Annotated in this window: 19 protein-coding genes; 10 read left to right on the top strand and 9 right to left on the bottom strand. The window is 57.2% G+C overall.

Features of this window, described 5'->3' with window-relative positions; translation table 11 throughout:
• Window positions 1–138 precede the first annotated feature (138 nt).
• From ACOJB8_RS39245 to ACOJB8_RS39205, 9 genes are all read right to left on the bottom strand, one after another.
• Window positions 139–1,083, bottom strand: coding sequence for a hypothetical protein (locus ACOJB8_RS39245; RefSeq protein ID WP_475017592.1), 945 nt, complete (start codon window positions 1,081–1,083; stop codon window positions 139–141).
• Between the two features lie 269 nt (window positions 1,084–1,352).
• Window positions 1,353–2,237: a recombinase family protein gene (locus tag ACOJB8_RS39240; protein WP_475017590.1), complete on the bottom strand. Its 885-nt coding sequence runs from the start codon at window positions 2,235–2,237 to the stop codon at window positions 1,353–1,355.
• Between the two features lie 286 nt (window positions 2,238–2,523).
• The gene (locus ACOJB8_RS39235; RefSeq protein WP_475017588.1) at window positions 2,524–2,859 is read right to left on the bottom strand and encodes a helix-turn-helix domain-containing protein; all 336 of its coding nucleotides are present in this window, start codon (window positions 2,857–2,859) and stop codon (window positions 2,524–2,526) included.
• A 753-nt stretch (window positions 2,860–3,612) separates the two neighbouring features.
• Entirely contained in the window at window positions 3,613–4,056 is a 444-nt protein-coding gene (locus ACOJB8_RS39230; protein ID WP_475017586.1) for a UTRA domain-containing protein, read from the bottom strand.
• Between the two features lie 77 nt (window positions 4,057–4,133).
• Window positions 4,134–4,361 (bottom strand): GntR family transcriptional regulator, encoded by a 228-nt coding sequence (locus ACOJB8_RS39225; protein WP_256095079.1) that lies wholly within the window; start codon window positions 4,359–4,361, stop codon window positions 4,134–4,136.
• Between the two features lie 68 nt (window positions 4,362–4,429).
• Window positions 4,430–5,224: an N-formylglutamate deformylase gene (gene hutG / locus ACOJB8_RS39220; RefSeq protein ID WP_475017583.1), complete on the bottom strand. Its 795-nt coding sequence runs from the start codon at window positions 5,222–5,224 to the stop codon at window positions 4,430–4,432.
• Entirely contained in the window at window positions 5,217–6,218 is a 1,002-nt protein-coding gene (locus tag ACOJB8_RS39215) for a LysR family transcriptional regulator (RefSeq protein ID WP_069269095.1), read from the bottom strand. The genes hutG and ACOJB8_RS39215 overlap by 8 nt, the downstream gene beginning before the upstream one ends.
• 112 nt (window positions 6,219–6,330) lie before the next feature.
• Entirely contained in the window at window positions 6,331–7,083 is a 753-nt protein-coding gene (locus tag ACOJB8_RS39210; protein ID WP_475017581.1) for a maleate cis-trans isomerase family protein, read from the bottom strand.
• A gap of 75 nt (window positions 7,084–7,158) precedes the next feature.
• Complete coding sequence (locus tag ACOJB8_RS39205) at window positions 7,159–7,863, bottom strand: GntR family transcriptional regulator (protein ID WP_083245693.1); 705 nt, start codon at window positions 7,861–7,863, stop codon at window positions 7,159–7,161.
• A 375-nt stretch (window positions 7,864–8,238) separates the two neighbouring features.
• On the opposite strand from ACOJB8_RS39205, the gene ACOJB8_RS39200 reads away from it, so the two are divergent.
• The 10 genes from ACOJB8_RS39200 to ACOJB8_RS39155 form a co-directional block, all read left to right on the top strand.
• Complete coding sequence (locus tag ACOJB8_RS39200; RefSeq protein WP_475017579.1) at window positions 8,239–9,381, top strand: M24 family metallopeptidase; 1,143 nt, start codon at window positions 8,239–8,241, stop codon at window positions 9,379–9,381.
• 4 nt (window positions 9,382–9,385) lie between these two features.
• Window positions 9,386–9,595, top strand: a complete 210-nt coding sequence (locus tag ACOJB8_RS39195; protein ID WP_141710933.1) for a hypothetical protein — start codon at window positions 9,386–9,388, stop codon at window positions 9,593–9,595.
• Window positions 9,592–10,935 carry an amidase gene (locus tag ACOJB8_RS39190; RefSeq protein ID WP_475017577.1) on the top strand — a complete coding sequence of 448 codons (1,344 nt, stop codon included), beginning with the start codon at window positions 9,592–9,594 and terminating at the stop codon, window positions 10,933–10,935. Before ACOJB8_RS39195 ends, ACOJB8_RS39190 begins: the two co-directional genes overlap by 4 nt.
• A gap of 50 nt (window positions 10,936–10,985) precedes the next feature.
• The gene (locus tag ACOJB8_RS39185; protein ID WP_475017575.1) at window positions 10,986–12,068 is read left to right on the top strand and encodes an ABC transporter substrate-binding protein; all 1,083 of its coding nucleotides are present in this window, start codon (window positions 10,986–10,988) and stop codon (window positions 12,066–12,068) included.
• A gap of 17 nt (window positions 12,069–12,085) precedes the next feature.
• The gene (locus tag ACOJB8_RS39180; protein ID WP_475017573.1) at window positions 12,086–13,240 is read left to right on the top strand and encodes an ABC transporter ATP-binding protein; all 1,155 of its coding nucleotides are present in this window, start codon (window positions 12,086–12,088) and stop codon (window positions 13,238–13,240) included.
• Complete coding sequence (locus ACOJB8_RS39175) at window positions 13,237–14,505, top strand: ABC transporter permease (protein ID WP_475017571.1); 1,269 nt, start codon at window positions 13,237–13,239, stop codon at window positions 14,503–14,505. Before ACOJB8_RS39180 ends, ACOJB8_RS39175 begins: the two co-directional genes overlap by 4 nt.
• Window positions 14,506–14,507: 2 nt before the next feature.
• On the top strand, window positions 14,508–15,362 hold the full coding sequence (locus ACOJB8_RS39170) for an ABC transporter permease (RefSeq protein ID WP_475017569.1): 855 nt from the start codon (window positions 14,508–14,510) through the stop codon (window positions 15,360–15,362).
• Between the two features lie 282 nt (window positions 15,363–15,644).
• A complete protein-coding gene (locus ACOJB8_RS39165) occupies window positions 15,645–16,799 on the top strand; it encodes an IS110 family RNA-guided transposase (RefSeq protein ID WP_475017568.1) in 1,155 nt (384 codons plus the stop codon).
• 1,129 nt (window positions 16,800–17,928) lie between these two features.
• Window positions 17,929–18,225 (top strand): reverse transcriptase N-terminal domain-containing protein, encoded by a 297-nt coding sequence (locus ACOJB8_RS39160; protein ID WP_475017566.1) that lies wholly within the window; start codon window positions 17,929–17,931, stop codon window positions 18,223–18,225.
• A gap of 29 nt (window positions 18,226–18,254) precedes the next feature.
• Window positions 18,255–18,702: reverse transcriptase domain-containing protein (locus ACOJB8_RS39155; RefSeq protein ID WP_475017564.1), on the top strand; the 448-nt coding region annotated here is incomplete at its 3' end.

Raw genomic sequence — 18,702 nt, 5'->3', positions numbered from 1 at the left:
TGCGACTACAACCATTCGCGATCGGTATGTTGAATGTCGTGGGGCTTGGTGACCTCATCAAGATCCTGTGGGCCACGGACGACGGGCTATGGCTCCTGGCGAACTAGCTGGGTTCATACTACAACTCCTTTTCTCGGATTAGGGGGTTTTGGATGCCGCGCTCGCTCGCGCCGCTGTCGCGCGGTCAGTGAGTCGATCCCATCTGCTGCTGTGCTTCACAGGCGGGTGGGAATCCGGGACTTCGTAGAGGAACGCATAATCGTTGTAGGCGTGTCGTTTGACAAGGCCGTATTCGACCCACCTGGTGAGTGTTGCTTCGTGGATGCCGAGTCGAGCTGCAGCTTCCAGTTTTGTGAGCATGCCGCGGTCGCGCAGTCTGTCGCGGCGGGATCGAAGTCCGTTCCGCTGTGCGACGTATGAGACGCGCAGAGCGTCGAACCGAATGTTGCTCTTACCTGGACGGACACAACCGCCGGGACGGATGCCCCGATCATTAAGGAGCTGCGCAATCTGAGAGCATGTATGGTCATCGAGAAGCTTGTCGATGAGCTCGAGGACCTCTGGCTGGGTTTTGACCTGTTGTGCAGATGTTTTGGGATTCTGCGCCGTGAGCGTTTCAGTCTTGCCGGCCTTGAAGCGAACGTGAATCTTTGTTGTCCCTTCGTCTGGAAGTTTGACCAGTGTGACGTCCTCGACGATGTAGGCTAGCAGCCGCTTTCGCTCTCGATTCGCCAGCGATGGATCACGCCAAAGTGTTTTGAAGTCCGCTGTCATTGCGATGAGCCGGTCGCGGATCGCATCGTCGAGTATGAGACGCTCCTGCTGCTGGCTACGCTCCCTTTGTTCTCTCGCGTCGGCCAATATGCGCAGCTTGTCGTTCCATTCTTGCTCGAGTGTGTCGGCGACCAGTCGGTTACTTGGGTCGACCAGCATGAAGCGCCGTTGCGCAAGATCTGCATCGAACTTGGCGCGTTCGATAGCGCGCAGGCGTAATCGATCGGCTTCATCGTGACGCGCTTCGATTTCCCTGCGTATCTCCCATGCCAACTCAACGGCAGCCGGAGTCATCGACGCGACGATCAATGCGCCAACTGCTTCATCAATCGGCGCTCCGGCAATTGACTGGCAGCAAGGTTCTCCACGAGCGCCTTGTGCTCGATCGCAGACATACCGGGCTTCCTGTCGTTCGCGTCGCGTCGCGTAGCGTACCGGAGCCGGAGATACCGACCACAACGACCGCAGATGGCGCGTCCCTGGAGAAGTGCAGCTCCCTCGCGAGGTGGCGATGATCGCGCGACTTTATACCCACGACCATTCGTCTCCAGAACAGCAAGGTTCTGTTGATACTGCTCCTAGGTAATGTATCCAGGATGGGCATCCGGAATGCAAGCAATCCAGTCATTGCGATCACGCTTTCTCGGCACTTTCCGCCCGTCTGCGAGTTTGCGATAGTGCCTCCGGCCGTAGGCGTAAGCGCCTGCGTAGCGCGGATTGTTCAACATGCGAAGTGCCGTCGACGCGGTGAGGTGCTGGAAGACCAGGAACTTCGCGTTGCGCATACGGGATGGAAACAGGAGGCCTTCCTTCTTGAAGACCTTGACTGTCTGGCTGGCAGAGCCGACTCGCAAGAACGTCTCAAAGAAGTATGTGATGGTCTCTCTGACCTGGGAATCTGGGTCAAGCACTACGTTGCCAAGGTCGTCATATACGAAGCCGGTCGGTAGCAGGCACCGATACTCGCCTCGATTCACCTTGTTCAGAATGCCGCCTCGTAAGCGCGCTTTGAGAACATGAAGCTCCGCTTCACTCATTGTTCCTTTGAGCCCAAGCAGGAGCCGGTCATTGAAGCTTGCTGGATCGTATATCCCGTCTTCGTCGAGAATCAGCGTATCAGCGAGCGCGCAGATTTCCAGAAGCCGATGCCAGTCAGCATTGTTTCGTGCCAGGCGCGACACCTCCAGGCCCATGACGATGCCTGCGCGACCCATGCCCACGTCGGTGACCAATCGTTGAAACCCCTCCCGCCAGGACGCCGATGCTCCAGACTCCCCTTGGTCGCTATCGATAGTGACGATCTGCTCGTCACGCCAGCCGAGCGCCGTCGCGCGTCCACGCAGGGCATATTGTCGCTTTGTGCTCTCGACGTTCTCGAGGACTTGCCGCATCGACGACTGCCGGACGTAGAGGTAAGCGCTCCGTTCGAGGTGGTGAGGCTGAACTTTAAGGGACGCGTTCACGGTGTTCTCCGCTCATTGACCGTCACAGCCATGCCTGCGAGTACGTAGATAAAGCCTTGACGCTCGATGGGCTGAGCGTTCGACGATGACCGAGTAACATTTGGTTCGGGCGGTGCACGCCCCGGAACCATCATGCGTGCCCACGCCCACATCCCTCGCGCAAGGAAGACGCTGAGTCCGCGCCGAGCCTCTACAGGCAAGGCCTGGCCAAGAGCGGCGGAACGCATCACCTCGTATTGCGCGGTGATCGGCGCCGACACGGCCGACGGCCAAGCACAGCATCCCGCTATTCCACCGTTTTTTTTACACCGAACGCTCGCTCGATCGTTCTCGGGTGTACATCCAGACCAAATTCTTTGCGAACTAGCTTTGCCAGTTCGCGCGCCCGAAGTGGTTCTCCGGGCGTGTGTTGTAACTTGAGGAACGCCAACACCTCACCCTGGATCTTGTGCGGACCATGCGGCCCTCGTTTCCTCGGAACCAGTCCTGCGATTCCTCCTTGCTCGAAGTCCGCTCGCGCCTGATAGAAGGTTGGCCGCGAAACACCATATTCGTCGGAGATCTGCGTTATGGAGGCCTTCTCAACAGAAACGCGACGCAACGTCTCCTGTAAGCTACCCACGAGCTCTCAATCAACGCGCTATCAACAGCATGCCACGCGCGCGCAACCATCGCGAACGGCCGGCGTGAGGCGCTTACGATGGAGGTAGGCCCTCCGAGGTCGATTTGCAGGAGTTGACTTCAAACAGCCGTAAGCTGCTTCAGTCGGATACGCTGCGGTGGTGAACGTTACGGTCAAAAGGCGTGATCAAACACGTCATGTATGGGTTGGAGAGACGAACGAAAGTGAACCGCTGATGACGCATCGAAACCAACTTAGACGACATCAAAACCGGGGGCGCCCGTTACTCCCGGGATCAGTGTGGTGGCAACCTGCTTATTGGCCACATGGTGTCCGATGTTTAGGTGGCGTGACTCTAGTCTTGGCTCGGGTATGGAACTTGGGAACTCTGCACGTGATGCCAAGGGAAAACCTTATAAGTGGAACCCACGAAGGGGGAGCCTCACGTACGGTTCTGCGAGAGACTCGGGGTGCAAATCCCCGGGTCTACTTACCAGATTTGCTTGTGCGAGCGGCAAGCGCGATCGACGACTGGAAACGCTTCCCTTCTGGGGCAGCTATCACTCGAGCAAAACCGAAGCGAGCTAAGATCGCGCTGACCATATTCGACGGTCGGGGGATCATGGCTACATTTAAGGAACTGAAAGCGCAAATGGCCGCGTCGGAGGAGCGGGCGGCGGCCCAGGCGGCACAATATGAGGAAGTGCTTGCGGACATCAGGGGGTGGTCAGCGGTCCCGTCCAGCGGACCCCGCTATCGCAAGTCATGATTCACGGGAAGTCTACCGTGTGCGAGTCGATCGAACGGTGCCTGGACCACGCCGTAGACGGTAATACCCGGATCGCTCGTTTTCATCCTGTACAGGCGGCGAAGCATGGGATATCCGTTCGGTACGTCAAATATTCCTTCGACTGCCCCAGCGGCAGGTGCTGCATCGGTAACTATGTGCGTCTTTTGAATGTGGATTGAGTGTGTCTTTAGTACATCGACTACGAACCGCTCGCCGAATTCCTCGACGATCTCATAATCGATCTCAGGCGAAAGATAGGTTATGTCGTACATGAACGGCGCGCCATCTGTCCAGATCGTTTTCCGAATGCAGAGCATAACGTGATCGGGAGGGGCAAGTGTGTTCATTGTCGGATCAGATATCTTCTCTCGCGTAACCGAAACGGCCTGGATGGTCGTGTCTTGCAACGAAGGCTGCTTCACGTCAAGCTGACACAGCAATCTTTGTTGTCGCTTGACATACGTTCCTTTCCAGGGAACTGCGGTCAGTTCTCCGTCCGCTTGAAGAGGCCACGCAAGGCGCGCTTTACGGTGATTGAACTGACGCCAAATTCCTCGCTCAACATGGCAGTCGAAGGAATGGGGGACAACGAGTATGCACCGGACGCAATGCGTCGGCGAAGCTCCTCCCGTACTGACTCATGCAGTGATTGCGACGGTTGTATATCGAGTTCCGCCTCAGTACTATGCGCGATGTGAAAACGACCGATCACCCTTGATCGCGGGGCTGGATGCGAGCCAATGCGATGATGTGACCGACGTCTCAGTGGGAGGGGCGATTTTACAACGTATTCATCGCATCGAGCGCGCTTCCGACCATCGTTTTCAACGTCTGCTTAACCATCCGTGCGCGGTGCGAGATCAGCCGGAATGGAGCGACTTCCTCCATGTAAGTGCTCTGGCTCATCTCAAGCTGGATGGCGTGAATACCCTCTTGCGGGGCACCATAGTGGCGGGTGATGAACCCACCCTTGAATCGACCGTCGGCGACCCAGGTGTATCCGCTTCTCGCGGCGCCACTGGTCGCAGCGCGAAGTACGCATTCGGCAGCAGTGCGACCGTCCTGTGTGCCTATATTAAGGTCCGGGAGTTTGCCGTCGAACAGGCGTGGTAGAACGCTCGCAATCGAATGTGCATCCCACAGGAGTACATGCGGATTCTCTCCACGAAGCCGACGAAGTTCCTCTGCAAGACAATCATGATAGGGCTGCCAGTGCGCTTTCACTCGCCAGATTTTTTCATCTGTCGAGGGAATATGGCCGTCCCGATATACTGCTTCACCGCGGAATGTCTGCTCGGGACATAAGCTGGTCGTCAGTTGCCCCGGATAAAGGCTTTCGTCCGAAGACGGCCTGTTCAGATCGATGACGTAGCGGGACACATTCGCACTAAGGACCGTAGCCCCGAGTTCATGCGCGAAATCATAGAGTCGATCGAGGTGCCAGTCAGTGTCGGCAAGCGCTAATGCGGCGTCGGTGTATGTCTCTCTCAGTTCGTTTTGGATATGTGTCCCGAGATGTGGGATCGAAATAAGCAGCGGGGCCTTCCCTCGCGTCAATTTGTATATCTCAGTCACGATGAATTTCCGTTACGTTGGAATGTCGTAGTGCGGCTGCAGACATCTGTGGTAACAATTTCTTGAGCGCGGGCCGAATAAGCTCATCAAGAGCGTTCCCCGTGAGTACCGAGATCTCATCGACGAATTCGTCCCACTCACCACGCCGGTGCAAAATAAAGAATTCCCTTCGACTTAGATTGCTCTTAGGAAGTGGGAACACGACCAGATCGTCGAGATAGTGGCGTGCTTGCCAAAGGCAGAGCGGTGTCGAAATTGCAAATCCAAGATTTGCGCTAACAAGGCTGAGTAAAGGATCCGTCGCATCGAACTCGTAACGACGTGCGCAGTCAATGTTCAGGTGTCGAGCCAGCCTCTCAATCTGCTGTCCGATTACCGAACGAGCTGTATAGCGAATCAGCGGAAGCTCGGCAGCGAGCCGCACCCAATCAGCCTTTTCTCCCCCATGACTTTCAAACCAGCGGCGCGAAGCCACCCCGAGAAAGGCCTCCGACAAAAGCGGCACTTCGATCAGTCGCGTATCGGTGATGGTGGTCTGAGTGCAAACCACAACGTCCACTTCGCGCCGGTGGATCTGGCCGGAAAGCGCCGGGGTGAGCCCGGACCACATTTCAATCTGACGGGTCGATCCGGACACAGCACGGATCAACTCCGGACCCACTGTTGCGGCGAAGGAGTCAACGCACCCAAGCCGGACTGGAAGGGCCTCGCCTCGCGACACGTCTCTTAGCTTGCTGCTGACAGCTTGTGCCTGTTTCAACAGCGGGCCCGCAAGCTCAAGCAAGGCGCGGCCGGCGAGATTTGGTCGGGGTGGGCGACTCTCCCGATCAAAGAGGTCTGTGCTCTGCTCGCGTTCGAGCGACGCGATCGATTGGCTTATCGCACTTTGACTTACTTGCAGCAGCTTGGCGGCGGCGGTCATCGACCCCGATTCACACACGGCGACAAACGCTTCAAGAGCCCGCAGGTCGATAGTTGGACGAGGTCGAGTCATCGGAGACTGCCGAATCGAAGATTGTACGATGAGTGCGTTCAGTGACGATGGCAGCCATCAGAGGCTTGGTCACGTCGTTACTTCACGGGCCGCAATTCGTTCGCATATTCTTTCAATGCTGGGATAGCAGCTGCCCGAATCCACTGATGCGGTCGTCCATTCCGGCAAGTCGCATAACATCCCAAGCGACCGCTTGATTGCTTGTGATGACAGGTTTGCCGGTGAATCGTTCGATCTCGTCGATGACTTCGATTGATCTGAGCGCCCCGCAGCTGATGAAGATTGCATCGGCGTCCGGGCGGTCGAGATACAGCGCCAATTGCACGATGCTATTGGGCGTTACACGCACCATATCGCTGTCTTTTTCAAGTTGAAGGCCGTGGATGGCGAGGACTTCGAAGCCCTCGTTTTCGAGGTAGATTTTTTCTAGCTTGTTGATTTCGTCCAGGTACGGCGTCCCAATGACGATGCGTCTGGCGCCAACTGCCCTCAACCCCCGAATGACAGCTGTCACCATACTGGTTGTCTTTGCGTTTGGAGCGCCGCGCGATAATTCTGCAAAGACCTTCTTTTCTCCGACAACCAGACTCCCGGATGTGCATCCATAGCAGATGACATCGAGACTGCCGTCGGGAAGAATCCGTGCCGCGGACTCGGCGAGGCTGGCAGCGATGTTGTCGAGGGATTCCCGCGTGATGCTGTCGGGGTTGGGAACCCGGGTGAAATGGATCCCTACGCCCTTCGGAAGCAGCGTGAACATGTCATCTTCGATCGTCTGCTCGGTTGCGAGCAGTACGAAACCGGCCTTGGCACGATCGTGTCGGCCATTGTCAAATTCGGCTCTAAATACGGAGTCTCTACTCACGATGTGTGCTCCTCTATATGAAATCTATGGTGATCGAACTATGCGTGGCAGACCTAATAGCGACGATGCTTTCGACTAACCGGTTATGAAGCGTGCAATTCGGGCAAGTCCAAAGGAGATGTAGTTGCGCTGGACTAGGCCAAGGGCACGCATATCAGCGGCTCGTAACGCGCGGCAGCACTCTTCGAGTTCGCGGTTCAGATATTCAATTTCCTCTTCCCACAGGTCGGTGACGAAGTTGTACCAAACACGTGACGCCTGGAAATAACACCTGTCATGCGTCTGCCGCAGTTCCCTGTTTTTGATCAATTCGTTGATCGAATAATGGAGCTCATGCAGGATCGACCAGAATTCGTCATAATTTCGGGTGCCGTTTGACAACGCCATGGCCCGGGGAATAAGTCCTTCAATGCGCTCAAGTGCCGGGGGGGCGTCGAGAGGGGAGCAGAAATCCCCCAACATCTCACTTAACCGCAGGCGGAAATTGTACGTGTCCCTGTATTCCCGGAAGTCAACGCCGCTAACGAGCGTCCCGACGCCATTCTTGGTTTCGACCAATCCTTCATATTCGAGTCGCTGCAACACCTGACGAATGGGCGTGCGACTGACTTCGAACTCCTCAGCCAGCACATTTTCCCCGAGCAAGGTGCCCGGCGGATAGCGCAGGCTGCAAATGCGATCGCGAACCGACAGGTAAATGTCCGACGTTTGGCCCCGAGGTGCCGTGGCTTTAGTTGTCGGTCGCGGCGCTTTCCCTTTCTGTTTAACCACCCGTGCCATTGATATTCCTCGCAGGACGCCATTGAAGTGCTCATAAGGGCGTCCAGTGGGTGCCGCACTAGCGCGGCGTATGCCCATGATAGCTACAAAGCGCGGCTACATGCAACCTGTACACAGGAGGCAAAACCACCTGGCACACTTTGATGGCGATGAATAAGTTTGTCTTATGAAAGCGCGCGACTGGGTAAGGCGTGGTGGCTAGAGTGTAGTTCATTAAACTATTGAATACAAACAATATTATGGCCATAGGCTAGTCGTTATGCATGTTTGATGCCATGAAAATCCTAGGTGAACCACGTACTTGACGGCGAAAATTGTGCTTCCTACAGTGGGACCTGTGTACTTGCTGCATACAGCTAACCAGACGGAGGACAAGTGAGCGAATACGAAGGCCGGGTAGGCAGATTGCGCGAAGCACTGCATGCCGCGAATATTGACGTTGCCCTGATCAGCGACCCCGATGCGGTGGCCTATTTCGGTGGTTTCTGGGGTTACCTTGGGATGGATTTCGGCCGGCCGACGCTGCTAGTCATCGCACAAGATCGCGAACCGGTACTGATCACGCCTCTGATGGAATCGGAGATGTGCTCGCTGATGACGTGGATCAAGGATGTTCGCCCATGGTGTGACGGCATCGATGACGAGTGGCGCAAGCCGTTGCGCGAAGTGCTTGCTGCTGCGAAGGTCAAGCGCCTCGGCGTCGAGCACGCGAAAATGCCACCGCTCGTGTCAGGTGCATTGCCTGTCGACGCGGACCGTATCGTCGATGTTGGTCAGATCATCTTCGATCTGCGGACGATCAAGACTTCGAGTGAAATCGCCACCATGAAGCAGGCTGGGCAGGTGGCGGTTGCCATGGTGGAAGCAGCTAAGGAAGTGGTCCGGGAAGGCGTCCCCGAGTATGAAATCGCACTCGCTGTAATCGCCGGCGGAACGCGCAAGGCGGCGTCATTCCTCGACGAACATACAGACCGGTTTGTATCACCCACGATCTATAACCTCCAGATCCTCCAGTCTGGCCGCGATGTCTGCCTTGTGCATCGCCGATCCTCGGTTCGCAGGCTCAAGCGGGGCGATCCCGTGTACTTGTGTTTCTGTGGTATCGCCAACTTCAAGAACTACAAGCTCGGGTTTGACCGCGAATTCTTCGTCGGTTCCGTGACTGACGAGCAGGCTCGCGTCTACGAAGCGGCCGTGGCGGCACAGCAGGCAGCGCTCACGCAGATCAAGCCTGGGGTGCGCTGCGAGGATGTGAATGCAGCTGCTGAGCAAGTGTACAGGGACGCTGGTTTCGCGGCGGGATACCGCACGGGACGTTCGATCGGTTATTCGTTCCTCGAAACGCCGGAACTTAAGCGCGGTGAGGAGCGCACGCTTGAGGCCGGCATGACGTTCGCTGTCGATGGCGGCATCACGATTGAGGGTGAGTTTGGTGGGCGAGTTGGTGATTCGATCGTTGTCACGACGGACGGCTTCGAGTACCTGACCGACTATCCGCGCAAGCTCGCGGTGGTGTGAAAACATGGCTGATGCAATTTCTCTAAAAACCCTTATCGCAGTGAACCGCGAACTCTTCGGTGGTCGCTGGACGGCAGAAGACCTCTCTGAGTTGGTGGATCCGCGGTTCGGTGTCGTGTCGGATCTGTCCAGTCTCGTGGGGCGACTCGCGGCGATTCGAGCAAAGGATCTCGGCGATGTGGCGCCGCCGTGGGCCGATGGTGCGCGATCATGACACAGGTGCGAGGCACAAACCTCAGAGACATGTCGCACGCGCTTGCGATCGGCGATGCTACGTCCTCGGAGATCGTCGCGCATAGTCTGGCACTCGCGGAGGCGACCAATTCATGGCTGAAAAGCCTGATAACGTTGACAAGTGAATGTGGTCGGGCACAAGCGGCGGCGGCGGATGATCGACGCCGCCGCGGCCAGCCTCGCGGTTTGCTAGATGGCGTTCCATACGTCGCAAAGGACGTTTTCAACACGGCGGGGATCCGGACGACGGCGGGGAGCAGAGTCTATGCGGAACATTATCCAAAGGAGGATTCCGTAGCGGTTCGGAAGCTTGCAGACGCGGGCGCTGTCCTGGTAGGCAAAGCAAACATGCATGAGTTTGCCTATGGCGCAACTGGCGAGAACCAGTTCACTGGCACTACGGTTAACCCATGGGACCGGCGCCGTCTGGCTGGGGGGTCCAGCGGAGGATCGGCTGCGGCTGTGGCCGCAGGCATTGTGCCATTTGCCCTGGGCACCGACACCGGCGGCTCGGTGCGCGTTCCCGCCGCGCTATGTGGGGTGACGGGATTCAAACCATCTTTTGGATTGTTCGACTCCACCGGAGTTATCCCGTTTTGCTGGACGCTGGATCACGTGGGCGTCATTGCCGCAAGCGCAGATGATGTGTCCATTGTCACTGGATGGCTGACCGACCTCAATGTATTCGAGCCAGTCAATTCAGAAAGATCTCTTAGGGTTGGCGTTCTGCCAGAGGCGGCCCTTGTTCTCGAACCTTCGGTCAGAGCGGGCTACAAGTCTGCCATAGCCGCTTTGCGGGGATTGGGGGCCACTTTTCATGAAATTGAGTTGCCCGATGCGGCCGAATCCCGAACTGTATCGCTCACGATCCAGCTCGCCGAAGCGCTGGCGTATCACTCGCCATTGATAGGTGCATCGGTTGACAAGTACGGCGCCGACGTCAGGAGTGGTTTTGTATTAGGCCAGCAGTTGCCTGCCGAGAGTTACGTTCAATGTCAAAGGCTGCTGACTGAGTATCGAGGCACATTTTCACGTCAGTTTGACGACGTCGATTTAATTCTCACGCCGACCTGTCCGATCGTGGCTCCCGAGACTGGGAGCAACCGAGTTCCAATTGGTGACCAGCTATATCCAATCGGGAACGCACTAACACTTTACACCTCGTTTTTCAACCTCGTCGGAGCGCCCGCGATTGCGCTGCCTGCCGGGGCGGACGACAAGGGGCTTCCAGTGAGTGTGCAACTCGTTGGTGCTGCGGGAGCGGACAAGTGGGTTCTTCAGCTAGCCCGGCGCCTGGAGAAAGAACTCGCGCGGATTTGAACGCCTTATTGGTCGTAAAAATAACCTTAACGTGACATCGAGAGGTAAATATGAAACTCCGAAACACATCGAAGCAAGCGCGTGCGTGCCTGTTTGTGGTGCTGGGTGCAGTTCTGCCAGCTGCATCGGCACATGCTCAACAACTGGTTGTCGCCTCTTTTGGAGGTGCATACAGTGCCAGTCAGGCCAAGGCTTTTTTTGAGCCTTACACTGCCAAAACCGGCACAAAGATTCTGTCGGCGGATTACAACGGCGGTCTCGCGGAGCTTCGCTCACAGGTGCAGGCTAACTCCGGAGCCTGGGACGTGATCGATCTTGAGTTCCAGGATGCTGCCCGTGCCTGCGACGAGGGTTTGATCGATCCGATCAAGGCAAGCTCGCTTGCGCCGTCGCCGGACGGAAAACCCGCCTCCACCGACTTCGTGAACGGCTCGTTGATGGACTGTGGCGTGGGGACCATTCTCTGGTCAAACGTAATTGCGTTCGACAAACGGAAATTTGCCGGCGCCCAGCCGACGACAATCGCTGACTTCTTCGATCTGAAGAAGTTCCCGGGAAAGCGGGGTTTGAGCAACAAGCCGAACGGCAATCTGGAATGGGCTCTGATGGCCGATGGCGTACCTCGCGATAAGGTCTACCAGACTCTGCGAACGCCAGATGGGCTTGACCGCGCTTTCAGGAAACTCGACACGATCAAGTCAAACGCGATCTTTTGGGGAGCGCAGGCGCAATCAGTTCAGCTGCTCGCCGATGGTGAAGTTGCGATGACCGAAGGCGGCAATGGCCGATTCACCGACGCTATTACCAAAGACAAAAAGCCGTTCGGAATCATCTGGCAAGGCCAGATCATCAACGGCGATGTATTTGCGATTTCGAAGGCGAGCAAGAATAAGGCGGCTGCACTTGATTTCATCCGATACGCAACATCGGCGCCCCAGCTTGCGATCCAGACCAAATTCATCAGCTACGCACCCGCGCGCCACTCGGCACTTGCACTTGTGGATGCGTCCCTGCGTGATAACCTGCCGACGTCTCCGGCCAACCTGAAGGTCGGCCTCGCGAACGATACCGGGTTCTGGAATGAAGAGCAGGACGAAATCAACCGGCGCTGGGCCGCCTGGATGGCCCGCTAAGGATCAAGGTAACGCAAATGCTAAACGTTTACCAGCAGCGTACTAAAGGTAGTCCGAAAGCGGCTGACGGTGACCACGTCGTATTCTCGCAGGTCGAAAAGAGCTACGACGGGAACACTCACGTCGTGAAATCACTCTCCCTTGCGGTCAGGCGAGGCGAATTTCTCACGTTACTGGGGCCGTCGGGATCGGGCAAAACGACCACCCTCATGATGCTCGCGGGTTTTGAGGCCCCGACTGCCGGGACGATTAGCATCGACGGCGTGAATCTGACAACAACGCCGCCGCATAAACGGGGCATTGGCATGGTCTTTCAGAACTATGCCTTGTTCCCCCATATGTCGATCGCTGAGAACGTGGCGTTTCCGCTTGCGGCGAGAAAGATTCCAAAGGATGAAATTGTCAGGAAGGTAGCAAATGCGCTGGAAATGGTGAAGATGCAAGACTTCGCGTCTCGGCGGCCGGCTCAGCTCTCTGGCGGACAACAACAGCGGATCGCCCTTGCCCGCGCACTGGTTTTCGAGCCTTCTCTGGTGTTGATGGACGAACCGCTCGGCGCGCTGGACAAGCAACTTCGCGAGCACATGCAGACGGAAATCAAGCATCTCCACAAGATGCTTGGTGTGACGGTCGTCTATGTGACGCATGATCAGGACGAAGCGCTCGCCATGTCTGACCGGGTAGCGATCTTCAACAATGGAATGATCGAACAGATCGGGCCGCCGTCCGAGATCTATGAATCGCCTAACACGGAGTTTGTGTCACGGTTCGTGGGTGACAACAATTTGCTGGACGGCGTTGTTCGCGAATGCTATGCGTCGTCAGACGGCGACTATCGCGCGAAGGTTACTCATGGAGAGTGTCATTTCGAGGCACTGACCGAAAAACCGATTGCCTCCGGGTCGCGCGTGTCCCTAGTGTTGCGTCCGGAGCGGGTAGCAATAGCCTCGCAGGGAGCCGCTCTCGAAAACCAGGTGGACTCCGAAATTATCGATTCAACTTACTTCGGTGACCACGTCCGGCTTACATGCAGGATACCCAGTGGCAACGAAATCTCAGTGAAAGTCGCGAACACCTCAAGTCTCGGATCGCTGCGCTCCGGACAGACGCTTGCAATTGGCTGGCGCTCGGCTGATAGCCGTGCGTTGCTGGCTGCGGGAGGACCGAGATGAGCCCAGTAACAATGGCTGAGAATAGCGCTGACGACGCCTGCCAGGAACAATGGGGCGGCACGTTGAAGAGCCGCGTCCACAGGGCGAGGCGCGGTGAGACACGAAGATCGTTCCTGCTTGTCTTGCCGGTGATCGTGTTTTTGCTGCTGGCCTTTATTGTGCCGATCGCGAAGATGTTTGAGGTCAGCATTTACGATTCAACGCTTCGTGATCTTCTTCCGGCTACGGCGCAGGCGCTAGATAAAGGGTCGAAGGATGGTGCGGGCGACGTGTGGAAAGGGCTGGCACATGATCTCGTGACGGCAAAAGAGAATGGCAATATTGGCATGGTTGCGAGCCGACTGAATTCCGAGCGCTTCGGGCTACGATCGACTGTTGAACGTACTGCGCGGCGCGCTGCTGCGGCCGAAGAAGCGCCGACTGAGCAGTGGTTCGCGAGCGTTGATCCGGTCTGGAGCGATCCCGGTCTGCTACCGATGCTTGCGCGCGCAACACGACCCTTCACCTTCGATAACTACCTCGCGGCGCTCGATTTCCGACGAGATCAGCAGGGTAGCATCGTATCGCAACGGGAAGACAGCCAGGTCTATCGCTCGCTCTACCTCAAGACGTTCTGGGTTGCCATTGCCGTGACCGCGTTGTGCGCTGTGATGGGGTATCCGATTGCGTACCTCATGGCAACAAGCTCAAAGTCGACCGCCAACAAATTGATGATTCTGGTGTTGGTGCCTTTCTGGACATCGATGCTTGTTCGCATCACTGCATGGATGGTGATGCTGCAGTCGCATGGGGTGGTCAACGATCTTCTCGTCCTGGCCGGAGTGGTCTATGACAATAACCGCGTCATGCTGATTTATAACCTGACCGGCACACTGATCGCCATGACGCATATCCTGTTGCCGTTTTTCATTCTGCCACTGTACAGCGTGATGGTTGCTGTTCCACCTAGCTACATGCGAGCTGCCCAATCTCTCGGAGCTGGGCGTTTCAGTTCGTTCTGGAAGGTATATTTCCCGATTACGCTGCCAGGAGTGGGTGCCGGTGGTCTTTTGGTGCTGATCCTCGCGCTAGGTTATTACATCACGCCTGCGCTCGTTGGCGGCCAGTCTGGGCAGATGATTTCGAACATGATCGCTTTCAACATCCAGGCCTCGCTGAACTGGGGCTTGGCGGCGGCGCTCAGCATTGTGCTTCTTGTTGTCGTTCTCGCACTCTACTTTGTGTATAACCGCCTGGTTGGCGCTGAAAACCTTAAGATGGGGTAAGCATGAACGTCCATAGTCAGCCGTTTCGTTCTCCCGTTGAAAAGGGATGGAGCGTGCTCTTCGTCGTGATCTGCGCAGCGATTCTCTTCTTCCTCGTCGCGCCGGTCCTCGTGATCATCCCGCTCTCGTTCAACGCAGAACCGTACTTCACCTTCTCCCGAGCGATGTTGCATTTGCATGCTGATGCCTGGTCGCTTCGGTGGTATGAGTCATTTTTTGACAATCCACGGTGGCTGCTCTCGGTCAAAAACAGCCTGATCGTGGGTGTTGCCACAACCATTCTCGCCGCGTCGATCGGCACAGCTGCCGCGCTCGGGCTGAGGCAGCGACTGTTGCCTGGTAGGTCACTATTGATGAGCTTCATTCTTGCGCCGATGGTCGTGCCAACGATTGTCACAGGCGCGGGAACCTACTTCGTATTTGCGAAGGTTGGGCTCGTCGACAACTTGTGGGGTCTGATTGCGGCCCACACTGCGCTAGGCATTCCGTTCGTCGTGGTTACCGTTCTTGCTTCAGTCAGCGGACTGGACCGCTCGTTTGAACGGGCAGGCGCAATCATGGGAGCACCTCCCTGGATGGTGTTTCGCAGAGTAACGCTGCCGCTCATCATGCCGGGCGTGTCGGCCGGCGCTGTCCTGGCGTTCATCACATCGTTTGACGAGGTGGTTTTCGCTCTCTTCCTGCTCCCGAGTCCACAGTATTTCACGTTGCCGCGGCAGATGTGGTCGGGACTTCGGGAGCAGATTAGCCCGGCAATTCTGGCTGCTGCCACGCTCTGGATTGCGCTCTCGCTCATCCTCATGTGGTCGATGGGCGCGCTGCGGAAAAGGGCCGCACATGTCCGTCGCGCTTCCTGACCGCATCGCGGGATGCTCGAGCAACTCTTATGGCATCCGGCAGGGCGCCTCGCCCCTGCTGGTCGTGCTACCACACGTCGGCTCGGACGTCCCCCCTGACAAGGTCGGACCAGGGTGGGATTCGCTCGGAGGGGAAAGGGCAGAACCGGCTGCCGATGTGATACGGCGCGCAGCAGAAATTGTGAACCTATCCGAATGAAAGATCCTATGAAGCATGGCTGCCTGGACGACCTAGTCGGCGCCTAAAATCTGTGCGTCGACCCAGGCTCATAGGAGAGAATCATGCACGCAGAACCAGCATACACAATGGTTACAGACCCAATCGTGCTTGCGGTGACGCTCGAGCTTGCCGCGGCCAAATGGAAGGTGGCGCTACACGACGGGCAGCGTAGCCGACCAGCTGTGCATACTGCGACGGACCGTGACGCTGCGGGGCGGCTGCAGGCCGTGCTGGACCTCATCGAGCGGCATAAAGCCAAGAGGATTCTGGCGCCGGATGCGCGCGTCGTCGTCAGCTATGAAGCCGGCCCGGATGCGTTCTGGATCTATCGCACGCTGCGGGCTCGCGGGATCGAATGTTATGTGGTCGATCCCGCGAGCATCCCTGTTGAGCGCCATAAGAGGCGCGCGAAGACCGACCGGCTCGATGCAATCAAGCTGGTGATCAACCTGCGCGCATGGCTGCGCGGCGAGCGCGACCGCATGCGCGTAGTTCGAGTACCGTCGCCCCAAGACGAAGCGTCCCGTCATCTGATGCGTGACAGGGCCCAGTTGCAAAAAGAGGTGCTACAACACCGCGATCGCATGCGCAAACTGCTGGCCACACTCGGCTGCTGGGAGAACGTCGAGCACAAGGGCTTCGCCAGCCGGCTCGCTGGAAATGAGGTGCGGTGCCACGACGGCACACCTCTGCCGCCGGAACTGAGCCAACGGCTTTTGCGTGAGTGCGAGCGCCTAGCATTCGTCGAGCGGCAATTTGCAGCCCTTGAGACCGCGTTACATGGCAGTTTGCCTGCGGCAGCATCCAGCCGCGTAGAACATCTCACCAACCTCAAGGGCATTGGTCGGGTCGGTGCCCAACGACTCGCGCTCGAACTGTTCTGGAGATCCTTCGATAATCGTCGCCAAGTCGGCGCCTGCGTGGGACTTGTGCCACAACCGTACGATAGTGGCGACAGTCAGGTAGATCAGGGAATCAGCAAACAGGGTAATCGACGGGTGCGCGCGTTGCTGATCGAGATAGCGTGGTCGTGGTTGCGATATCAACCCGACAGTGCGCTCACCAATTGGTTTTATCAGCGAACGCAGGCTATGTCCTCGAGTCGCCGAATTCGGCGGGTTGCGATCGTAGCAGTCGCGCGCCGACTCGCGATTGCCCTGTGGCGTTATCTGAAGGACGGCGTCCTGCCAGAAGGTGCCCAGCTCAAGTCGGCATAGCTCGCACACATTAGACGAAACGCAGTAACTGGTTAGCCGGCTACGCCAGCATAAAGGATCTGAAGTGTACGCGTCCGTGGAAGTCCCTGGTTATCTGTGTGGTAACCGATTGAAAGATGGGACGCGTGCCCCGGAGAAATCTGGGCGAAGCGCGCATGCAGGATGAGGCTGGTCACACAGCGGGCCAGCGGATAGAAGGTGAGTGCAGACTAAGGTCTCACGAGCGCGATTGATCAGCCTCAGATTCGTCATGCACGGTTAGCTTGCTCTACCATCGATAACTCGTTACCCACATGATATGCAATTCCAAACATTGGAGGCCGGACCGTTTGTCAATCTGCTCAGCAGCTTGACAAACGGATGCTCATAGAAGGGACTTCCCCGTCCCGAGGCTGCGGCGGAAGCCGCGAGTCGGCATCGAAGTGCCATGATGGAGTGTCGAACTACATCAACGCCAACAGGAGGGGAAGTCCATGCCAATTGTCACCGTTGGGATCGACATTGCCAAGAACGTGTTTGTGCGACCTGCAAGTCGCGTGAGTTTCTGTTTCACAGGAGCAGGTATGACCTGACGAAACCGGTTGTTCCATCAACCGTTCCCTACCCGGACATGCGGAGCCGGTAACAGCTCGGTATGAAGCTTCGGGGACAACGTAGCCGCCGGTTATCCGGTACGCCGAGCCGCGAGGCAGAGCGGAATCTGCCAGCACAAAGGCGGAGAGGAGCAAGGGATTAGCGGGTACGACCAACATATGTGAACTTCAGTTTAATGTCGTGATCTTGAACAAGCCAAATGTGCTGAGAGGCTTGAACCAAAACGGTACGCGGTGAGGAATTGTCTCCGAATACTGGACCATCATGGACAGAACCACCGCCGGCGAAGCAGAAGGGTCCGCCCCGCTCGGAAATTCATGCGGAACAGGGTAAGCCCATAGTACCGCCGGCAACGGCAGGCGAACCGCAAGGAACGCTGTTGGTACTGTGGGTAAAGGAATGCGGAGAAAGCAAATGCCCGGCTGTAATGGACGGGATACGGGCTGAGACATCGTCCGACGCGAAAGCGGGCAGACTTCCGCGCGGTCATTCATGGCGAGGGAACCTTGACCAATCGTTATACGAGGGAAGGCAGATGACGGCGACCGGCGCGAAAGCGACCAGCGCCGGTGCGCCCTCGCGCTCTGCCCAAATGTGGGATCTGGTGAACTGGTCACGCATTGAGGCAGATGTGAAACGACTTCAGGTGCGTATCGCCAAAGCAACCCGGGAAGGCCGATGGGGCAAGGTGAAAGCACTGCAACGCCTGCTGACCCGCTCGCATAGCGGCAAAATGTTGGCCGTGAAGCGGGTGACGGAGAATCGCGGTAAGAGAACGCCGGGGGGGACGGCAGGATATGGTCATCTCCGGCGGCCAGATGGAACGGAATGAGGTCGCTTCGACATCACGGTTATCGTGCGATGCCGCTGAGACGCGTTTACATTCCCAAGAGTAACGGCAAGAAGCGTCCGCTGGGAATTCCCTGTATGCGGTGCCGGGCGATGCAGGCGTTATGGAAGCTCGCTTTGGAGCCGGTGGCGGAAACACTGGCGGACCCGAATTCCTATGGATTCCGGCCCGAACGCTCGACGGCCGATGCCATCGAACAATGCTTCATCACTCTGGCGAAGCGAGCTTCGCCAGAGTGGGTTCTGGAAGGTGACATCCGAGGTTGTTTCGACAACTTCAGTCACGCCTGGATCCTGGAGCACGTACCGATGGACAAGGCTATCCTGCGGCGGTGGCTTCAGGCCGGATATATCGATGAGGGAACCTTGTTCGAGACGTCGGCGGGTAGCCCGCAAGGGGGAATCATCTCGCCGGTGATCGCGAATATGGCGTTGGATGGGCTTGAGGCAGCAGTCTATG

The sequence above is a fragment of the Paraburkholderia sp. BR10141 genome (assembly GCF_056155635.1).
Note: the sequence above shows the minus strand (reverse complement) of the source record. Positions and strands in the feature narration are given on the sequence as shown.